We start from the raw sequence: 19,034 nt of genomic DNA on the forward strand, positions 1-19,034 counted from the left end.
CATGACCTTCAACCCTGACATTGCCCGCCAATGTCAGTCAGGATTCGTGTAATGCGTTTTGTTTTTTCATCGCTGATCGTTGCAACACTGGTCCTTGTCTCAGGTCTTCAATCCCTGTCCGCTGCACCTCAACACGCCCTGACCGTCTACGGTGAAGCTCCCCGCTACCCGGCCGATTTCAAACATTTCGACTACGTGAATCCGGATGCCCCAAAAGGCGGCAGCATGCGCCGGTCCGCACAGGAAATCGGTCAATACGATCACATCATGCCGTACCTCGACAAAGGCACTGGCGTGTCGCAGGTCAACGGCCTGCTCTACTCGCCGTTGGCGGTGAAATCCCTGGACGAGCCTTACACGGTTTACGGCCTGATCGCGGAAAAAATGGAGCGTGCACCGGACGGCATGTCGCTGCGTTTTTTCCTCAATCCCAAGGCACGTTTCTCCGACGGCACGACCATCACCGCTGAAGACGTGCGCTTTACCTATAACCTGCTGATGACTCAGGGCAGCCTGTCCTACCGCACCGAGTTCGGCGACGTAAAAGGCGTCGAGGTGGAATCGCCCACCCAGATCCGCTTTGACTTCAAGAGCAATGAAAGCCGGACCTTGCCGCTGGACCTTGCCTCGTTGCCGGTGTTCCCCGAGCATTACTGGAAAGACAAAGACTTCACCAACGGCGGCGGTTTCGACGTTCCCGTCGGCAGCGGACCGTATCGCATCGGCAAGGTCGATCCAGGCCGCAGCATCACCTTCGAGCGTGATCCGAACTGGTGGGCGAAGGACCTGCCGGTGAATCGCGGGGTTTATAACTTCGATCACTTCAGCGTCGAGTATTTCGGCGACATTGACGTCGCCCGCCAAGTGCTACGCGGCGGCGGCTACGACTACAACCGCGAATATTCGGCCACTGGCTATTCCATCCTGTATGACAGCCCGGCACTGACTGAGGGTCGTCTGCAACGCGCGCACCTGGCCAGAGGCGCCGTTCAAAGTTCGCAAGGCTTCGTGTTCAACCTTGACCGGCCGAAATTCCAGGATCGCCGTGTGCGCCAGGCGCTGGCGATGCTGTGGGACTTCGAATGGACCAACAAGCAGATGATGCGCAACGTCTACGTGCGCCAGAACAGCTACTTCTCCAACAGCGATCTGGCGGCCACCCAGCTTCCCACCGAGTCTGAACTGAAAATTCTCGAACCGTTGCGTGGCCAGGTTCCTCCAGAAGTCTTTACCACGGTGTTCCAGACGCCCAAGACCGACGGCACCGGTTTCATCCGGGACAAACAGTTGCAGGCGTTGGCGTTGCTGGAAGAAGCCGGCTGGATGCCGAAAGGCGACAAGCTGGTCAATGCCGAAGGCGAGCCGCTGAGTTTCACCTTCCTCAACGGCCAGAGCGGGTTCGAGAAGATTCTTCTGCCTTATAAGCGCAATCTGGCGCAGATTGGCGTCGATTTCGAAATCCGTCGCATCGATTCCGCGCAATACCTGAACCGGGTCATGGCGCGGGACTACGACATGATCGTGACCGGCTACGGCGTCTCGACCTCCCCCGGCATGGAGCTGTACAACAATTTCGGTTCCAGTGTGGCGCGCGATTCCGGCTCCAGCAATTACATGGTGTTGCGTGACCCGGCGGTCGACACCCTGATCAACGGCCTCGCCAAAGCTGACACCAAACCGGCGATGGTCGATTACGCCCATGCGCTGGATCGGGTGCTGCAATGGGGCTTTTACTGGATTCCCAACTATTATCCGCCGGGCTCCTCAACCGTCTGGTGGAACCGCTTCGGCATCCCCAAAGTGCAGGCCAGCAACAGTGAAGCCATCGAGACCTGGTGGGAAATCAGCCCGCAGGCGCTGACCACCGAACAGTTCGCCCAGCAACGGGGCGCCTCGGCCATTCCTGCGGAGGTGAAGTAATGCTTGGCTACCTGACGCGACGCCTGCTGCTGATCATCCCGACGCTGCTGTGCATTTTGCTGGTGAATTTCTTCATCGTGCAGGCTGCGCCCGGTGGTCCGGTGGAACAGGCCATCGCCAAGCTGCAAGGCGTGGCGGGCGGCACCATCGGCGCGGGCCACACCGAAACCATGAACGTCGGCCAATCCCGCGCCAGCCGGGGCCTGGACCCCAAGCTGATCAAGGAGATCGAGCACCAATACGGCTTCGACAAGCCCCTGCATGAGCGTCTGTGGCTGATGCTGTCGAATTACGCACGGCTGGACTTCGGCAACAGCTTCTTTCGCGGCGCCAAAGTCACCGACCTGATCCTGCAAAAGATGCCGGTGTCGATCTCTCTCGGCCTCTGGGCGACGCTGATTACCTACCTGGTGTCGATCCCGCTGGGCATTCGCAAGGCGGTGAAACACGGCAGCCATTTCGACATCTGGAGCAGCACCGCGATCATCATCGGCTACGCGATGCCCGCGTTCCTGTTCGCCATGTTGCTGGTGGTGTTGTTCGCGGGAGGCACGTACCTGAACTGGTTCCCGATCCGGGGGCTGGTGTCGGAAAACTTCGATCAGATGACCACCCTGGGCAAGGTCGCCGATTATTTCTGGCATTTGGTGCTGCCCGTCGCGTCGCTGGTGATCGGCGGTTTCGCGACGCTGACCATTCTCACCAAGAACTCGTTTCTCAACGAAGTCACCCGCCAATACGTGGTCACGGCTCGGGCCAAAGGCCTGAGTGAGCGCCGCGTGCTGTACGGACATGTGTTCCGCAACGCCATGCTGCTCGTGGTCGCGGGCATTCCACAGGCGTTTATCAGCGTGTTCTTTGCGGGTTCACTGATGATCGAGGTGATTTTCTCCCTTGATGGTCTCGGCCGCATGAGTTACGAGGCGGCTGTGTCGCGGGATTACCCGGTGGTGTTTGGTTCGCTCTTCATCTTTACCCTGTTCGGGCTGCTGATCAAACTGGTCGGGGACATCTGCTACACCCTCGTGGACCCCCGAATCGACTTCAGCGCGAGGAATGCCTGATGCGCAGACTGTCTCCGGTGGCTCGCCGACGTTTCGAGCGTTTTCGCAACAACCGCCGTGGCTGGTGGTCGCTGTGGCTGTTTTGCGGCCTGTTCGTCATCAGCCTCTGTGGCGAATTGGTCGCGAACGACAAACCGTTGGTGCTCAGTTATCAACACAGCTTGTACTTCCCTGCTTTCAAACGGTACACCGAGCAGGCGTTCGGCGGTCAACTGCCCTTCCAGCCGGACTACCGCAGCGATTACGTGCGCCAGCTCATCAGCAAGGGCGACGGTTGGATGTTGTTTCCGCCCATTCCGTTCAGCGACGACACGCCGAACTATGACCTGAACAAGCCTGCCCCCAGCCCGCCGTCGGCGATCAACTGGCTGGGCACCGACGATCAGGCGCGGGACGTGCTGGCGCGGGTGATTTTCGGGGCACGGGTGTCGATTCTGTTCGCCCTGGCGCTGACCGTCATCAGCGCATTGATCGGCATCGCCGCAGGCGCGCTGCAAGGCTATTACGGCGGCTGGGTGGATTTGATCGGTCAGCGCTTGCTGGAAGTCTGGTCGGGCCTGCCGGTGCTGTACCTGCTGATCATCCTGTCGGGATTCGTCGAGCCGAATTTCTGGTGGCTGCTGGGCATCATGGCGCTGTTTTCGTGGCTCGCACTGGTGGACGTGGTGCGCGCCGAGTTCCTGCGAGGCCGCAACCTGGAATACGTCAAGGCGGCCCGCGCATTGGGGCTGGACGACCGCAAGGTGATCCTGCGCCACATTCTGCCTAACGCCATGAACGCGACCCTGAGTTACCTGCCGTTCATCCTCACCGGGGCGATTTCGACGCTCACCGCCCTCGACTTCCTCGGCTTCGGCATGCCCGCAGGCAGCGCCTCGTTGGGTGAACTGATCGGTCAGGGCAAACAGAACCTGCAAGCTCCTTGGCTCGGCTTCACAGCCTTTTTCACGCTGGCACTTATTCTCTCGTTGCTGGTGTTCATTGGCGAGGCGTTGCGCGACGCCTTCGACCCGAGGTCCTGACGTGGCTGAAAATCTCATTGAAATCCGCGACCTGTCGGTGTCGTTCAGCGGCAATACCGTGGTCAAGCACCTGAGCCTCGACATCCCGGCCGGAGAATGCCTCGCGCTGGTCGGCGAGTCCGGTTCGGGCAAATCGGTGACGGCGCATTCGATCCTGCAACTGTTGCCCCAGGCGGGTACGGTCAGCACCGGCAGCATCCGTTATCGCGGGCAAGAATTGCTGGGTGCCGATGGCAAGACGATGCGGCAGATTCGCGGCAACCAGATCGCGATGATTTTCCAGGAGCCGATGACTTCGCTGAACCCGTTGCACACGGTTTCCAAGCAGATCGGTGAAACGCTGCTGGTGCACAAGGGCATGACGGGCAAGGCGGCGCAGGCACGCATTCTTGAATTGCTGGAACTGGTGGGCATTCAGCACCCGAAGAAGCGCCTGAAGGCCTACCCCCACGAATTGTCCGGCGGCCAGCGGCAGCGGGTGATGATCGCCATGGCGCTGGCCTGCGAGCCGGAACTGCTGATTGCCGACGAGCCCACCACCGCCCTCGACGTCACGGTTCAGCGCAAGATTCTGTTGCTGCTGAAAGAGCTGCAACAGCGCCTGAACATGTCGTTGTTGCTGATCAGTCACGATTTGAACCTCGTGCACAGTATTGCCCAAAAGGTCTGCGTGATGCGGGCCGGGGAAATCGTCGAGCAGTCCAACTGCCACACCCTGTTCAAGCACCCGCAGCACCCGTACAGCCAGCTGTTGCTCGACGCTGAGCCTGCGGGCGAGCCGCTGCCTCGGGACACCCGCGAGAAGGTCCTTGAGGTCGAAAACCTGCGGGTCTGGTTCTCGCTGGGCGGCGGCATCTTCAACCGCCACCACGAATACCTGAAGGCGGTCGATGACATCAGCCTGAGCATCGAGCGTGGCAAGACGCTGGGGATCGTCGGCGAATCGGGGTCGGGAAAATCGACACTTGGTCAGGCAATCCTGCGCTTGCTGGAATCCCGTGGCAGTATCCGCTTCAAGGGTCACGCGCTTGACTGCCTGAACCAGAAGCAGATGCGTCCATGGCGCAAGCAGATGCAGGTGGTGTTTCAGGACCCTTACGGCAGCCTCAGCCCGCGCATGTCGGTGGCACAGATCATCAGCGAGGGGCTGGAAGTGCACAGCGAACTGGACAAGGTCCGCTGCGATGCCGAAGTGATTCGCGCCCTGGAGGAAGTCGGCATCGATCCGCTGAGCCGGCATCGCTATCCCCATGAGTTTTCCGGCGGGCAACGGCAACGTATTGCCATCGCCCGTGCCCTTGTGCTCAAACCTGCCTTGATTTTGCTCGATGAACCGACGTCGGCACTGGACCGTACCGTGCAGAAACAGGTGGTGGCATTGTTGCGCCAGCTGCAGGAGAAACACGGGCTGACGTACCTGTTCATCAGTCACGATCTGGCGGTGGTCAAGGCCCTCGCCCACGACCTGATCGTGGTCAAGGACGGCAAAGTGGTCGAGCGCGGCGCGAGTCATGATGTCTTCGATGCTCCGCAACACCCCTACACCCGGGAGCTGCTGGCGGCGGCGCACCCTGGTTACAACTGAGGGGTTACAACTGATTGGCAACAGCAGTCTGAGCGGCCAGATGCCCGGGACGGAAACGACGGAACAGTGCATGAAAGACAGTGACAGCCTCAAGGATTACCGACGCGTTCGGCGCTTAGCGATCCGTTCGTTGTTCGAAATCATCGAGCAGTCCAGCGAAGGTACTGTGATCGTGGACAAGGACGCACGGATCGTCTGGATCAACGAGCGTTATGCGCGTCGTTTCGGTCTCGAAGACGCCAGCCGCGCGGTGGGCCAGCCCTGCGAAAAGGTGATTCCGGGTAGCTTGCTGCGTCAGGTGGCGAGCAACGGCCAGCCGATCTTGCTGGACATGATGGACACCGCCAAGGACCCGCTGGTGGTGATGCGTCTGCCGATCCACGACGACGTGGGCGGCGTGATCGGCGCCATCGGCTTTGCACTGTTCGACGAGCTGCACGCCCTCTCCCCCTTACTCAAGCGCTACCTGAGCATGCAGCAGGAACTGGCCTCGACCCGCTCGCTGTTGCGGGCGCGACAGGCCAAATACAGTTTTGCGCAGTTCATTGGCACCAGCGCCGCGAGCCTGGAAGTCAAACGCCGTGCGCGTCGCAGCGCCAGCACTGACTCTCCCGTTCTGCTGATGGGCGAAACGGGCACCGGCAAAGAGCTGCTCGCTCACGCGATTCACAACACCTCGCCCCGGGCGCACAAACCTTTCGTCAGCATCAACAGCGCGGCCATTCCCGAAACGTTGCTGGAAGCCGAATTCTTCGGCACGGCGCCGGGGGCGTTCACGGGCGCAGACCGGCGCGGGCGTCAAGGCAAGCTGCGTCTGGCCGAGGGCGGCACGCTGTTTCTCGATGAGATCGGCGACATGCCGCTGCCCCTGCAAAGCAAATTGCTGCGGGTGTTGCAGGAAAAGGAGTACGAACCGGTCGGCTCCAACGAGATGATCAAGACCGACATCCGGCTGATTGCGGCAACGTCCATCAATCTTGAGGCGGCGATCAAGCGCGGGGAATTTCGCGCCGACCTGTATTACCGCCTGAGCGTGCTGCCGATTGAAGTTCCGCCCTTGCGCGACCGGCTGGATGACATGCCCGCGCTGACCGAAGCGATTCTCGAAGAGTTACACAGCCAGCACGAGCTGGAGCCCGGAGCGATGACAATGCTCGGCCACCATGCATGGCCAGGAAACATCCGCGAATTGCGCAACGTGCTGGAACGCGCGGCGCTGCTCAGTGATGACACGCAATTGACTGTCGACGACATTCGCGTGGCCATTGGCACGGTTGTTCCTCATACCCCTGCAGCCTCGCAGCGGCGGACGGAGCCGGTCCTCAACGAAACCTACAACGACGCACGGCAGCGGTTCGACCGGGAGTTGATCCAGGCGAAACTGGCGCAATGTCGGGGGAACGTGATCCTCGCGGCCCGGCAATTGGGGTTGGGGCGCTCGACGTTGTACAAGAAGATGGCGGCATTGGGGATTGCCGAGTCTCAGTAACGAGACAGGCCGTCTCTGAACGAGGACGTCGATGGCTGCATTGCTTAGCTCGCCGCGCCACACATCTCCTGTAGGAGCTAATTCATTCGCGAAACGGTATTCCAGACGACACATTTTCAGCGCCTGCACTGGCCATTCGCGAATAAATTCGCTCCTACAGAATCTTGCGATGTTCAAAAATATGGCAATCGCCTCGGGACTTCTGAGCACACCTCGCCGGCGGAGGGGCCCGTACGGCTTCCCAATGTCTCAATAACGAGACACGCAAACACCCGACACCGCTTTGAAAATAATTAAAGCCATACAATTCAACCAGTTATGCATATGGCACGTTAATCGCTATACCTCCTGCCAAGCGGCTCGACCGCATCGATAACAAAAACAACAGGAGACACTCAATGAGTGTGATCATCGCCTTGGCAGCCCTAGCGCTGTTGATGCTCGCGGCCTACCGTGGTTACAGCGTCATTCTTTTCGCCCCCATCGCCGCCCTCGGTGCGGTGTTGCTCACCGATCCGTCAGCCGTGGCTCCCGCCTTCACGGGTGTGTTCATGGACAAGATGGTGGGCTTCGTCAAACTCTACTTCCCCGTGTTCCTGCTTGGCGCCGTGTTCGGCAAGCTGATCGAGCTGTCCGGTTTCTCGCGCTCCATCGTCGCGGCTGCGATCAAGCTGCTCGGCACGCGCCAGGCGATGCTGGTGATCGTGCTGGTCTGCGCGCTGCTGACCTACGGCGGCGTGTCGCTGTTCGTCGTGGTGTTCGCGGTCTACCCGTTCGCCGCCGAGATGTTCCGCCAGAGCGACATCCCGAAACGGCTGATTCCCGCCACCATCGCACTGGGCGCGTTTTCGTTCACCATGGACGCCCTGCCCGGCACGCCGCAGATCCAGAACATCATCCCCTCGACCTTCTTCAACACCACTGCATGGGCGGCGCCGTGGCTGGGGCTGATCGGCACGGTGTTCGTGTTCTGCACGGGCATGCTGTTCCTGCAACACCAGCGCAACAAGGCGCAACGCGCGGGTGAAGGCTACGGCACTGAACTGCGCAACGAACCGGAAACGCCTGCTGACATTCAACTGCCCAACCCGTGGATCGCCCTCGCGCCACTGCTGTTGGTCGGGGTCATGAACCTGCTGTTCACCCAGTGGATTCCCCAGTGGTACGGCAAAACTCACACCCTCTCGCTGCCAGGCATGGCCACGCCGGTGCAGACCGAAATCTCCAAGATCACCGCCATCTGGGCCGTGGAAGCCGCGTTGCTGGTAGGGATTGTTTTCGTGTTGCTGTTCGCGTTCAGCGCCGTGAAATCCAAACTCGCTGAAGGCAGCAAGGGCGCGGTCAGCGGCGCGTTGCTGGCGGCGATGAACACCGCGTCGGAATACGGCTTTGGCGCAGTCATCGCTTCGCTGCCGGGCTTTCTGGTGTTGGCGGACGGCCTCAAGTCGATCCCCAACCCGCTGGTCAACGAGGCGATCACCGTCACCCTGCTGGCGGGGATCACCGGCTCGGCTTCGGGCGGCATGAGCATTGCGCTGGCGGCGATGTCAGACAGTTTCATCGCCGCTGCCCACGCGGCCAACATCCCGTTGGAAGTCCTGCACCGGGTGGCGGCGATGGCCAGCGGCGGCATGGACACCCTGCCCCACAACGGCGCCGTCATCACCCTGCTGGCCGTCACCGGCCTGACGCACCGCGAGGCGTACAAGGACATTTTCAAGATCACCCTCATCAAGACCCTGGCGGTTTTCGTGGTGATCGCTACTTTCTATGCAACCGGCATCGTATGAGGAATCCAACATGAGTCTGCACGGCAAAACCGCACTGGTCACCGGCTCCACCAGCGGCATCGGCCTGGGCATCGCCCTGACCCTGGCGAAAGCGGGCGCCAATCTGGTGCTGAACGGCTTTGGTGACGCCTCGGCCGTGATTGAGCAAGTCAAACAGTTCGGCGGCAAGGTCGGCCATCACCCGGCGGACGTCAGCGACGTGGCGCAGATCGCCGACATGATCGCCTATGCCGAGCGTGAGTTTGGCGGCGTGGACATTTTGGTGAACAACGCCGGGATTCAGCACGTCGATGCGGTGGAGGATTTCCCGGTCGAGAGCTGGGACAAGATCATTGCGATCAACCTGTCGTCGGTGTTCCACAGCACCCGTTTGTGCCTGCCCGGTATGCGCGCCAAGAACTGGGGCCGGATCGTCAACATTGCCTCGGTACACGGGCTGGTGGGTTCGACCGGCAAGGCGGCGTACGTCGCGGCGAAGCACGGCGTGATCGGGCTGACCAAAGTGGTGGGGTTGGAGACGGCGACCAGTAACGTGACGTGCAATGCCATTTGTCCAGGCTGGGTGTTGACCCCGCTGGTGCAGAAGCAGATCGATGATCGCGGTGCGGAAACGGGCGACATCGAACAGGCCAAGCATGACCTGCTGGCGGAGAAGCAGCCGTCGCTGGAGTTCGTCACCCCGTCTCAACTGGGCGAATTGACACTGTTCCTGTGCAGCGAAGCGGGTGCGCAGGTGCGTGGCGCGGCGTGGAATATTGATGGGGGCTGGTTGGCGCGGTAACGACGTGCGAGTGGGTCACACTGTGGGAGCGAATTCATTCGCGAAAGGATCGGCAGGCGACACAACTGCGTCGGATGTACCGCTTTCGCGAACAAATTCGCTCCCACAGAGATCGTAACAGTCATGCAAAATGTGTTCGACGCTCACACCAGGACTTCAGGCGCCCGGCTCATCCCGCTCATCCACCAGCCCCCAATCCTTGACGTTTGCTTTCGCGGCGGGCTGTGGAGGCGGCGGAGGCGTCGAGATCGTGTTCGCATCGCCCTCGGCGTGAAGCTTCAGGCGCAAACGCACGTTGTTCGCCGAGTCAGCATTTTTCAGCGCCTCTTCTTCGGTGATCGCCCCCTCCACCGCCAGGTCGAACAGCGCGTTATCAAAGGTCTGCATCCCCAGGTTCACGGATTTTTCCATGATGCCTTTGAGTTCGGTCAGTTCGTTGCGGTGGATGAGATCGCGGATGGTTGACGTGCCGAGCATCACTTCCACGGCCGCTCGACGCTTGCCATCCGTGGTCTTGACCAGCCGCTGGGAAACGAAAGCCTTAAGGTTGTTGCCCAGGTCATGAAGCAACTGCGGGCGGCGCTCTTCGGGGAAGAAGTTGATGATGCGGTCCAGCGCCTGGTTGGCGTTGTTGGCGTGCAGGGTCGAAATCGCCAAATGCCCGGTGTCGGCAAACGCCAGCGCATGCTCCATGGTTTCCCGGTCGCGGATTTCGCCGATCAGGATCACGTCTGGCGCCTGACGCAAGGTGTTCTTCAATGCGGCGTGAAAGCTGCGGGTGTCGACCCCGACTTCCCGCTGATTGATGATCGAGCGCTTGTGTTTGTGGATGAACTCCACCGGGTCTTCAATGGTGATGATGTGCCCGCTGGCGTGCCGGTTGCGGTGGTCGATCAGCGCGGCCAGTGAGGTGGATTTGCCCGAGCCCGTGGCCCCGACGAACAGCACCAGCCCGTGCTTTTCCATGACCACGTCGAGCAGGATCGGTGGCAGGTGCAGGTCTTCGAATTTCGGGATGTCGAGCTTGATGTTCCGCGCCACGATGGAGACTTCGTTGCGCTGTTTGAAGATGTTGATCCGGAACCGTCCGACGCCTGACAAGGAGAACGCCAGGTTCATCTCCAGCTCGCGCTCGAAGTCCAGACGCTGCTCGGCGTCCATGATCCCGTCGGCAATCAGCGCGACGTCGCCGGGTTTGAACGCCTCAGTGCCCAATGGCTTGAGGACGCCATTGAATTTCGCGCAGGGCGGCGCACCGGTAGACAGGTAGAGATCCGATCCATCCTGGGTGGCCAAAACCTTCAACAACGCCGGAAAATCCATAAATCACACCGCATATAAAGGTTTAAGAAGACTGCAGGTCGACATTAAGTGCGACCATCGACCCGTACCAACGTTCGCTTGAAGGCCGCGCAACGCTCGTCCGACCAAGTGAAGGAAATTACCTGAAATTCTGTGACAAAGGCATAATGCGCGGCTTTTTTATCGAGGGGTTCATTCCGCATGAAGGCTCAAGCCCGCCATATTCTGGTCAAGACGGCCGAAGAGGCCGAACAGCTCAAGCAGCGCATCGCCAAGGGTGAGGCCTTCGATGTGCTGGCGAAGAAATATTCCACCTGCCCGTCAGGCAAGCGGGGCGGGGATCTGGGAGAGGTTCGGCCGGGGCAGATGGTCGGTGCAATCGACCAGGTTATTTTCAAAAAGCCGTTGCGCACGGTGCACGGGCCGGTGAAGAGCAAGTTCGGCTATCACCTGGTGCAGGTGTTTTATCGGGATTGAGGTGACGTTCACGCCATGAGTCTGTAGGAGTGAGCTTGCTCGCGATTGCGCCATGGCAGATGCCGCAGATGTGTCGGGTAAAACGCTATCGCGAGCAAGCTCACTCCTACAGGGGATCGTGTAGGTGATTCAGACCGGCATCACACTCCGTGGAATCACCGCCCCCGGATGCTGAATCACCAGCCCCGCCAAGCGATGCCCGGCGTCCGCTGCCTCTTCCGGGCTGCCGCCACGCAAGCGTTTCGCCAGGTACGCCGCGCTGAATGAATCCCCCGCCGCCGTGGTGTCCACGACCTTCCGCACCGCATGCGCCGGCACCTCATAACGCCGCTCGCCCGCGCGCACCAGGCAGCTTTGCGCACCCCGCTTGATCACCACTTCGGCCACGCCCAGTCCGCGATAGGCGTCCATGATCTGCTCACTGTCGGTGTAACCGAACAGTGCCTGTTCGTCGTCCTCAGTGAGCAAGGCAACGTCCACTTCGTGCATCACAGCCCGATACGCCTGTCGCGCCTGATCCACGCTGCGCCACAGCCGTGGGCGGTAGTTGTTGTCGAACACCACCCGCGCGCCGCGATCACGGGCATCACCGAGGCTCGACAGCAGCCGCGCCCTGCCCACCTCCCCCAGCACCGCCAGGGTGATGCCACTGAAATACAGCACGTCGTATTCCGGCAGCGCTTCCAGAATCGGGTCGGCCGATGGCGTGGTGAAGCATTCGCGCACCGCCGCTTCGTTGCGCCAGTACAGGAAACGCCGCTCGCCATTGGCGTCGGTCTGAATGCAATACAACCCCGGCAAGCGGCCCGGCAGACGCTGGACCCGGCTCAAGCCGATGCCTTCGTCCGCCCAGATGCCGCACATGGCGTCGCTGAAGCTGTCATCGCCCAGTGCCGTGACGTAATCCACCTGCGCCGCCGATCCCAACAGGCGCGACAGATACACCGCCGTGTTCAAGGTGTCGCCGCCGAAGCTCTGCTTGAGCGCACCGTCGGCGTGCTGTTGCAGCTCGATCATGCATTCGCCAATCAAGGCGACGCGGGGATGACTGTGGCTGACCAGTTCGCTCATCACAGGCTCCCGTCAGAAAAAGGTTTCGAAGGTTTCGATGACACTCAAGTCGTCGCCCACCAGACAGCCGGTGCGCCACTTGTCGAAGGTCAGGCAAGGGTGCGAGGTGCCGAAGGAAATGATGTCGCCGATCTGCAGCTCGACGCCTGGCGCGACGGTCATGAACGCGTGCTGGTCCATCACGGCAGTGACCTTGCAGGCACTGACGTCATCGCCTTGCGCGGGCACCACGCCCGGTGTGTAGCGTTTGATCGGGTTGGGCATGCCAGCGTCGAACGCCACGTCACGCTTGCCCAGCGCAATCACGGCAAACCCCGGTTCCGGCATTGATTGCACGTGGGCCCAGACTTCCAGGGCCGGTTGCAGGCCTTCGCTCAGGTCGTGGCGGCGATCCAGCACGCAGCATTGGGCTTCTTTATAGATGCCGTGGTCATGCACCACGTAGCTGCCAGGGCGCAAAACGGCGAGGAAGCGGTCGCGCACCTGTTGTTTGTCGAACTCTTCGGCGATCAGGTCGTACCAGGCCGAACCCGAAGCGGTGACGATCGGGCGATCGAGCGCGAACGCACCTTTGTCTTGCAGGGTCACGGCCAGACGCACCAGCGACGCGGCAAATGCGCGAATACCGGCGATGGCCTTGTCGCCATGAATCACGCCTTCGTAGCCTTCGATGCCAGTGAGTTTCAGTGCCGGTTGCGCGGCAATCGCGTCGGCCAGGGCCATGACTTCTTCTTCACTGCGGCACCCGCAACGGCCGCCGACCACGCCGTATTCAATCATCACGTTGAGGTGCAGGCCTCTGGCAGCAAAGAACTCGCCGAGGGCTTTGACGTTGTCCGGATGATCGACCATGCAATGGAAGTCGAACATCGAGTCGCTGAGCATCTCAGCGATGATCGCCATGTTCGGCGCGCCCACCAGTTGGTTGGCCATCAGCACCCGGCGCACGCCGTGGGCGTAGGCTGCGCGAGTCTGCGTGGCGGTGGCCAGCGTCATGCCCCAGGCGCCGTGCTGCAGCTGACGCTGAAACAGCGCGGGAACCATGCTGGTCTTGCCGTGGGGGGCCAGTTCGGCGCCGCTGTCGCTGACGAATTTCTGCATCCAGCGCAGGTTGTGTTCCAGCGCTTTGTCGTGGATGACCAGCGCAGGCAGGCTGACGTCGCGAACCAGTTGGTCGCCCGGGTTAGCGGCGCCTTTCTCGACGACGGCGTCCTTATTTATGGTGGCAGTGGTCATGTCTGTTCTCCGGAATTCTTGTTGGTGTGAAAGGACGAACCGTCAGTCGTTGACCCGGCGGGCCAGGCCGTTTGCGCTGTCGATCAGCACGCGTCGGTAGTCGTCGTAATGCGCGGTCGCGTCGGCCCGTGGCGCGACGATGCACAGGGTGGCGATGCAAATGCCCTGCTTGTCCTTGACCGGCGCGGCGAAGCAATGGGTAAACGTGTCGGCGATGCTGTTGAAGGAAAAGAAGCCTTCGGCATGAGCCTTGCGGATCTCCGCGAGGAAGGTCTCCAGCGGCAGGCGCGTGCCGTCCGGCAGGATGAAATCCTCGGGGTCGATCAGGTCGGTGATCGCCTGATCGCTCAGGTGGCCCAGCAGCAGACGGCCCGAGGCGGTCCACGGGATGGGTGCGTCTTCGCCGATGTCCGAGGAAATGCGGAAATGCCGTGCGCCCTCTTTCATCAGTGCGACGGTGTATTTGCGGCCGTTGAGCAGGCACATCTGCGCGGTTTCACGGGTCTGGTCGACGATCTCGCCCAGGCTGGTTTCGGCCTCGCGGGTGAAGTCGAAATGCCGTAAATGCGCCTGCCCGAGAAAGTACAGCTGACGCCCCAGATAGACGTGGCCGTCCTTGCCCACGTTTTCCAGAATCCGCCGCTCCAGCAGGGACGCGACCAACTCGTAGACCGTCGATTTCGGGCTGCCGATGCCGCTGGCAATTTCATTCGGACGCAGGGGCGTGCCCGTTTCCTTGAGGAAATCGAGAATATCGAACGCCCGGTCCAGACCACGGGCCCGGCGTTTGATGGTGTCTTCGGTCATAAGAGCAGTTCCGAGCTGAGCGGCGGGGGTGCACAGCACACCGCACGCCTGTAAAAAGAGGCGCCAGTTTCTAGCTGCAAGCTCCGAGCTGCAAGCGGCGCAACGACGCGATCAGCTTGCCACTTGAAGCTCACCGCTTATAGCTGCTTTTTCTTGTAGGCGATGCAGTCGATCTCTACCTTGCAGTCGACCATCATGTTGGCCTGTACGCACGCGCGAGCCGGGGCGTGTTCGGGTTTGAAGTATTCGCCGAACACCTTGTTGAAGCTCCAGAAATCCCGTGGGTCTTCCAGCCACACGCCGACGCGCACCACGTCTTCCAGGCCGTAGCCGGCCTCTTCCAGAATCGCCACCAGGTTCTGCATCGTCTTGTGGGTCTGCTCAACGATGCCGCCATTGATGATTTCGCCATTCTCGGCGGGCACCTGGCCGGACACGTGCAGCCAGCCATCAGCCTCTACAGCGCGGGCGAAAGGACGTGGCTGGCCGCCACCTGCGGTGCTGCCTGCGCCGTAACGAGTAATGCTCATGAAATTTCTCCTTCGGTTGAGCGTTTAAAAACGGATGTTCTTGAGGAATTCTGCCAGACGCGCCGATTTCGGCTGCTCGAACAGGGCTTTGGGAGGGCCTTGTTCCTCGATGCGGCCCTGATTCATGAAAACGATCTGGTCGGACACTTCATAGGCGAAGCGCATTTCGTGAGTCACGAGCAGCATGGTCATGCCCTCCTCGGCCAGGCCCTTGATCACGCTGAGCACTTCGCCGACCAGTTCAGGGTCCAGCGCCGAGGTCACTTCGTCGAACAGCATCAGGCTCGGGTTCATGGCGATGGCGCGGGCGATGGCCACACGCTGTTGCTGACCGCCGGACAATTGCCCCGGATAGTGATTGCGACGCTCCAGCAACCCCACCCGCTCCAGCCATTTTTCGGCCAGCGCAACGGCCTGATCCTTGGGCAGCTTCTTCACTTTCAGCAGGCCCAGGGTGACGTTCTGCAACGCCGTGAGGTGCGGAAAAAGGTTGAATTGCTGGAACGCCATACCGGTCATGGCACGGTGCTGGGCGATGACTTTTTCAGGGTGGCGCACGCGCTTGCCGTGCACGTCGCTGTAGCCGATGTCCTGGCCTTCAAGGCGAATGTGCCCGCCCTGAAACTCTTCCAGCAGGTTCACGCAACGCAGCAGCGTGGTCTTGCCCGAGCCGCTGGAGCCGATCAGGGTCACCACGTTGCCCTTGTTCATTTTCAGGTCCACGCCCTTGAGCACTTCGACGGGGCCGTAGGATTTGTGCAGCCCTTCGATGCTCAGCAGAGCCGGGGCGGCGGTCGCGGTTTGAGTCTGTGTCATGGCAAGGCCACCCGTTTTTCGATTTGCCGCCCGAGAAGCTCGATGGCGTAGTTGATGACGAAGAAAAGGAATCCGGCGAACAGGTAAAACTCAAGGGTCATGAAGTTGCGGGCGATCACCTGTTGCGTGCTGAGCAGCAGCTCCGCCACGCCAATCACCGACAGCAACGTCGAGGCCTTGACGATTTCGGTGGACGAGTTGACCCAGGTCGGCAGGATCTGGCGCAGGGCCTGAGGCAGCAGCACGTAGCTCAGGGACTGGCTGAACGTCAGGCCAATGGCCTTGCCCGCTTCCAGTTGCCCGCGAGGAATCGCCTGAAGCGCGCCGCGCACGATTTCCGCGACGTGGGAGCCGCAGAACAGCGTCAGGCCCAGTGCCCCGGCGTTGAAGGCGGTGATCTGCCAGCCCATGGCCGGTGCCATATAAAAGCAGGCCAGCACCAGCACGAAGACCGGCGTGCCGCGAATCAGATCGACGTAGGCGCGAAACGGCAAGCGTGCCCACCATTTGCCGTAGGTCAGGATCAGACCGGCAAACACGCCAATCACGGTGCCGCAGATGATGGCAAGGCCCGCGCACTGCACGCTGGTCAGAAAGCCGTTCCACAATGCTTCGCGGGCGATCCACAGTTCATGCAGCCAGGTCGGTTGTTCGTACATGTCGGCCTCCTAGCGGCGAATCGCCAAGCGCTGTTCGAGATAGCGCAAGAGCATGGCGATGAGGTAACAGGCCGCGACATACAACGCCGTGGTCACCATCCAGGTTTCGATCACCCGGTAGCTCTCGACGTTGATCTTGCGCGCGTAATAGGTCAGTTCCGGCACAGCGATGGCGGCTGCCAGCGAGGTGTCCTTGAACAGCGAAATGAAGTTGTTCGACAGCGCCGGCAGCACGTTGCGCAGCATTACCGGCACGATGATGTACGCCCTCACCTGCCATTCGCCCAGCCCAATCGCCAATCCCGCTTCGCGCTGGCCTTTATGAATGCTTAGCAATCCGGCACGAAACACTTCGGTCAGGTACGCCCCGGCGTACAGCGACAGGGTGACGATGAACGAAGGGATCTTGTCCAGGCGAATCCCCAGGCTTGGCAACGCGAAGTAGATCAGCAGGATCAACACCAGAATCGGCGTGTTGCGGATCACCGTGACGTACACCGACGACACCACCCGCAGCGCGCGGTATTTCGACAACATCGCAAACGCCGCCATCAGGCCAATCACACAGCCGATGGCGATGGAGATCAGGGCCAGCTCAAGGCCCAGACCCAGTCCCGCCAGCAGGCTGGGGAAATCCCGCCAGACTGCCGCAAAATTCAACTGATAATTCATGGTCAGGAGTACCTGGGACGGGAAGGCGCCACGGCCTTCCCTGCCCCGTCAATTGCGGGTTGCGTTTACTTGTATTCCATCGGGAAACCGATCTGAGGTGTCGGCAGATCGACGCCGAACCATTTTTTGAAGGATTCCGAATACGCCGGGAATTCCACGCCGGTCATAGCTTCATGCAATGCAGTGTTGACGAAGTTCAGCCAGTCCTGATCGCCGCGTTTGACGGCACAGGCGTAGGTCTGCGGGCTCCAGGCGAAGGCTGGCGAGCGATACCGGCCAGGGTTCTGCACCATCAGGTATTTGACCGAAGACTGGTCGGTGGCCGCGGTGTCGGCGCGACCGGAGTTGATGGCCTGGTACATCAGGTCAACGCTGTCGTATTGGTCGACCTTCGCTTTGGGCAGCGCCTGGTGCACCAGTTCCTCGGCGTACACGTTCTGCAGCACGGCCACGGTCACGCCATCGCCAGCGGCTTTCAGGTCGTCGATTTCCTTGTACTTGCTGTTGGCCGGCAGCAGCAGCGCCACGCCTTCGCGGTAGTACGGCAGGGTGAACGCCACCTGCTGCGCACGGCTGGCGGTGACGGTGATGAACTGGCAGCTCATGTCCACTTTGTCGGTAAGCAGGTTGGGAATCCGCGCATCGGAAGACTGCACCACGAACTCGACTTTGCTCGGGTCATTGAACAGACCTTTGGCGACGATGCGCGCAATGTCGATGTCAAACCCCTGCAATTTGCCGTCCGCGCCCTGGAAGTGCCACGGGGCATTGGTGCTGCCGGTGCCGACGACCAGATGGCCACGTTGCAGCACGCTGTCGAGCTTGCTGTCCGCCGCTTGCGCGGTGGTCGCCAGTGTCGCCGTCGCTGCCAGAACGAATGCACAAGCTTTCAGAAAAGAAGGTCCGCGATGCATGTGATGAACTCCGTCGAGAAAGTATTAATTCCGCTATACCGGAACTGTGTATGTAACAACGGAATGAACAGCAGAAAGTGTGCCACAGAACCCTGGTGAAATCCCAGTGGGAAAAAAGCACCAAATATCAAAGGGCTAGCAGGTCACGTCGAAGCGGAGAAAGAGAAGGGACGTGGCCTTGCGCGCTACCGATCACCCCAAGTGCTGTGTATCCAGGCCCCACGTGCGTGCACGCTCGCGCCACAACCGTGCACTGAAGACGCACAATCACGCCGCGCGCTTGAATAAGGTGGAGGCAATAAAAACGTAATGGGATTGCAGCCTTAAACTTGCGGCGTTTAGCTACGCTCAACAGCATCCAGGACGGACCCGCCCCTACCCGCCTGACAGATCAGGGGAACATTGGCACCGTAAGTGCTTCGAAGCTGTATATGAAGCTTTTATGACAACCACGTGACCAAGCGTCCATGGGACGCATCTCACCGGTTGTGCGGTGGAGGAACAGCCAATGAAAGAACGCGCCACAGTCATTTGCCGACGGGAAGATCAGATCCTGTACGTGCGCAAACCCAACGCCCGCTGGACGCTGCCCGGTGGCAAGGTCGAAGCCAATGAATCCCCGGCTCAGGCTGCCGTGCGTGAGTTGCGCGAAGAAACCGGGCTCATTCTCAATGAACTCTCCTACGTCAGCCGTTTCGAAGGTGGAAGCGTGTTGCATCACGTGTTCGAGGTCTCGGTGACCTTTATGGCCACCCCGACACCCAAAAACGAAATTGCCGATTGCAAGTGGTTCACCGCCAAGCAGCTCAACGCTTTGAAGGTCAATCCCTCGGTGAAATCCATCGTCAAAGCTTTCCTGAGCGATGCGATTCTCTAGTCTCCGCTGGCAATCGTGCCCC

At 60.6% G+C, this 19,034-nt stretch carries 18 protein-coding genes; 9 read left to right on the top strand and 9 right to left on the bottom strand.

What is annotated here, in order from left to right; all coding sequences use genetic code 11:
• Window positions 1–51 precede the first annotated feature (51 nt).
• The 7 genes from ACWKWE_RS05025 (at window position 52) to ACWKWE_RS05055 (ending at window position 9,651) form a co-directional block, all read left to right on the top strand.
• A complete protein-coding gene (locus tag ACWKWE_RS05025; protein ID WP_483849855.1) occupies window positions 52–1,920 on the top strand; it encodes an extracellular solute-binding protein in 1,869 nt (622 codons plus the stop codon).
• Entirely contained in the window at window positions 1,920–2,984 is a 1,065-nt protein-coding gene (locus ACWKWE_RS05030; protein ID WP_166594736.1) for a microcin C ABC transporter permease YejB, read from the top strand. Before ACWKWE_RS05025 ends, ACWKWE_RS05030 begins: the two co-directional genes overlap by 1 nt.
• On the top strand, window positions 2,984–4,006 hold the full coding sequence (locus ACWKWE_RS05035) for an ABC transporter permease (RefSeq protein ID WP_166594737.1): 1,023 nt from the start codon (window positions 2,984–2,986) through the stop codon (window positions 4,004–4,006). Before ACWKWE_RS05030 ends, ACWKWE_RS05035 begins: the two co-directional genes overlap by 1 nt.
• A 1-nt stretch (window position 4,007) precedes the next feature.
• Entirely contained in the window at window positions 4,008–5,591 is a 1,584-nt protein-coding gene (locus tag ACWKWE_RS05040; RefSeq protein ID WP_483849856.1) for an ABC transporter ATP-binding protein, read from the top strand.
• A gap of 70 nt (window positions 5,592–5,661) precedes the next feature.
• Complete coding sequence (locus tag ACWKWE_RS05045; protein ID WP_483849857.1) at window positions 5,662–7,080, top strand: sigma-54 interaction domain-containing protein; 1,419 nt, start codon at window positions 5,662–5,664, stop codon at window positions 7,078–7,080.
• Between the two features lie 398 nt (window positions 7,081–7,478).
• A complete protein-coding gene (locus ACWKWE_RS05050) occupies window positions 7,479–8,870 on the top strand; it encodes a GntP family permease (RefSeq protein ID WP_483849858.1) in 1,392 nt (463 codons plus the stop codon).
• A gap of 10 nt (window positions 8,871–8,880) precedes the next feature.
• On the top strand, window positions 8,881–9,651 hold the full coding sequence (locus ACWKWE_RS05055; protein WP_483849859.1) for a 3-hydroxybutyrate dehydrogenase: 771 nt from the start codon (window positions 8,881–8,883) through the stop codon (window positions 9,649–9,651).
• A 156-nt stretch (window positions 9,652–9,807) separates the two neighbouring features.
• Here the strand turns inward: ACWKWE_RS05055 and ACWKWE_RS05060 are convergent, their stop codons facing one another.
• Complete coding sequence (locus ACWKWE_RS05060; protein WP_166598663.1) at window positions 9,808–10,974, bottom strand: PilT/PilU family type 4a pilus ATPase; 1,167 nt, start codon at window positions 10,972–10,974, stop codon at window positions 9,808–9,810.
• Between the two features lie 180 nt (window positions 10,975–11,154).
• Between ACWKWE_RS05060 and ACWKWE_RS05065 the strand changes: the two genes are divergently transcribed.
• Entirely contained in the window at window positions 11,155–11,430 is a 276-nt protein-coding gene (locus ACWKWE_RS05065) for a peptidylprolyl isomerase (protein ID WP_037009819.1), read from the top strand.
• A 129-nt stretch (window positions 11,431–11,559) separates the two neighbouring features.
• Here the strand turns inward: ACWKWE_RS05065 and kdgK are convergent, their stop codons facing one another.
• The 8 genes from kdgK to ACWKWE_RS05105 all read right to left on the bottom strand — a co-directional run bounded on the left by kdgK (window position 11,560) and on the right by ACWKWE_RS05105 (window position 18,135).
• On the bottom strand, window positions 11,560–12,501 hold the full coding sequence (kdgK, locus tag ACWKWE_RS05070; protein ID WP_166598662.1) for a 2-dehydro-3-deoxygluconokinase: 942 nt from the start codon (window positions 12,499–12,501) through the stop codon (window positions 11,560–11,562).
• Window positions 12,502–12,513: 12 nt separating this feature from the next.
• A complete protein-coding gene (locus ACWKWE_RS05075; RefSeq protein WP_483849860.1) occupies window positions 12,514–13,737 on the bottom strand; it encodes an amino acid deaminase in 1,224 nt (407 codons plus the stop codon).
• A gap of 42 nt (window positions 13,738–13,779) precedes the next feature.
• Window positions 13,780–14,544 (bottom strand): IclR family transcriptional regulator, encoded by a 765-nt coding sequence (locus ACWKWE_RS05080; RefSeq protein ID WP_166598660.1) that lies wholly within the window; start codon window positions 14,542–14,544, stop codon window positions 13,780–13,782.
• A 137-nt stretch (window positions 14,545–14,681) separates the two neighbouring features.
• On the bottom strand, window positions 14,682–15,074 hold the full coding sequence (locus tag ACWKWE_RS05085; protein ID WP_166598659.1) for a RidA family protein: 393 nt from the start codon (window positions 15,072–15,074) through the stop codon (window positions 14,682–14,684).
• Between the two features lie 24 nt (window positions 15,075–15,098).
• On the bottom strand, window positions 15,099–15,890 hold the full coding sequence (locus ACWKWE_RS05090) for an amino acid ABC transporter ATP-binding protein (RefSeq protein ID WP_483849861.1): 792 nt from the start codon (window positions 15,888–15,890) through the stop codon (window positions 15,099–15,101).
• Entirely contained in the window at window positions 15,887–16,549 is a 663-nt protein-coding gene (locus tag ACWKWE_RS05095) for an amino acid ABC transporter permease (protein ID WP_341958239.1), read from the bottom strand. Before ACWKWE_RS05095 ends, ACWKWE_RS05090 begins: the two co-directional genes overlap by 4 nt.
• Before the next feature lie 9 nt (window positions 16,550–16,558).
• A complete protein-coding gene (locus tag ACWKWE_RS05100) occupies window positions 16,559–17,221 on the bottom strand; it encodes an amino acid ABC transporter permease (protein ID WP_166598656.1) in 663 nt (220 codons plus the stop codon).
• A gap of 65 nt (window positions 17,222–17,286) precedes the next feature.
• Complete coding sequence (locus tag ACWKWE_RS05105) at window positions 17,287–18,135, bottom strand: transporter substrate-binding protein (RefSeq protein WP_166598655.1); 849 nt, start codon at window positions 18,133–18,135, stop codon at window positions 17,287–17,289.
• A 508-nt stretch (window positions 18,136–18,643) separates the two neighbouring features.
• Here ACWKWE_RS05105 and ACWKWE_RS05110 point away from each other — a divergent pair.
• Window positions 18,644–19,012: an NUDIX hydrolase gene (locus tag ACWKWE_RS05110; RefSeq protein WP_166598654.1), complete on the top strand. Its 369-nt coding sequence runs from the start codon at window positions 18,644–18,646 to the stop codon at window positions 19,010–19,012.
• Window positions 19,013–19,034: the final 22 nt, after the last annotated feature.

It is taken from the genome of Pseudomonas salicis (genome assembly GCF_057128705.1).

Bases quoted from the DNA above. Each gene is read 5' to 3' on its own strand.
- ACWKWE_RS05075 (WP_483849860.1), bottom strand. From the start codon at position 13,737: ATGACCACTGCCACCATAAATAAGGACGCCGTCGTCGAGAAAGGCGCC.
- ACWKWE_RS05095 (WP_341958239.1), bottom strand. From the start codon at position 16,549: ATGTACGAACAACCGACCTGGCTGCATGAACTGTGGATCGCCCGCGAA.
- kdgK (WP_166598662.1), bottom strand. From the start codon at position 12,501: ATGAGCGAACTGGTCAGCCACAGTCATCCCCGCGTCGCCTTGATTGGC.
- ACWKWE_RS05060 (WP_166598663.1), bottom strand. From the start codon at position 10,974: ATGGATTTTCCGGCGTTGTTGAAGGTTTTGGCCACCCAGGATGGATCG.
- ACWKWE_RS05090 (WP_483849861.1), bottom strand. From the start codon at position 15,890: ATGACACAGACTCAAACCGCGACCGCCGCCCCGGCTCTGCTGAGCATC.
- ACWKWE_RS05025 (WP_483849855.1), top strand. From the start codon at position 52: ATGCGTTTTGTTTTTTCATCGCTGATCGTTGCAACACTGGTCCTTGTC.
- ACWKWE_RS05105 (WP_166598655.1), bottom strand. From the start codon at position 18,135: ATGCATCGCGGACCTTCTTTTCTGAAAGCTTGTGCATTCGTTCTGGCA.
- ACWKWE_RS05035 (WP_166594737.1), top strand. From the start codon at position 2,984: ATGCGCAGACTGTCTCCGGTGGCTCGCCGACGTTTCGAGCGTTTTCGC.
- ACWKWE_RS05085 (WP_166598659.1), bottom strand. From the start codon at position 15,074: ATGAGCATTACTCGTTACGGCGCAGGCAGCACCGCAGGTGGCGGCCAG.
- ACWKWE_RS05065 (WP_037009819.1), top strand. From the start codon at position 11,155: ATGAAGGCTCAAGCCCGCCATATTCTGGTCAAGACGGCCGAAGAGGCC.
- ACWKWE_RS05030 (WP_166594736.1), top strand. From the start codon at position 1,920: ATGCTTGGCTACCTGACGCGACGCCTGCTGCTGATCATCCCGACGCTG.
- ACWKWE_RS05050 (WP_483849858.1), top strand. From the start codon at position 7,479: ATGAGTGTGATCATCGCCTTGGCAGCCCTAGCGCTGTTGATGCTCGCG.
- ACWKWE_RS05080 (WP_166598660.1), bottom strand. From the start codon at position 14,544: ATGACCGAAGACACCATCAAACGCCGGGCCCGTGGTCTGGACCGGGCG.
- ACWKWE_RS05055 (WP_483849859.1), top strand. From the start codon at position 8,881: ATGAGTCTGCACGGCAAAACCGCACTGGTCACCGGCTCCACCAGCGGC.
- ACWKWE_RS05100 (WP_166598656.1), bottom strand. From the start codon at position 17,221: ATGAATTATCAGTTGAATTTTGCGGCAGTCTGGCGGGATTTCCCCAGC.
- ACWKWE_RS05045 (WP_483849857.1), top strand. From the start codon at position 5,662: ATGAAAGACAGTGACAGCCTCAAGGATTACCGACGCGTTCGGCGCTTA.
- ACWKWE_RS05110 (WP_166598654.1), top strand. From the start codon at position 18,644: ATGAAAGAACGCGCCACAGTCATTTGCCGACGGGAAGATCAGATCCTG.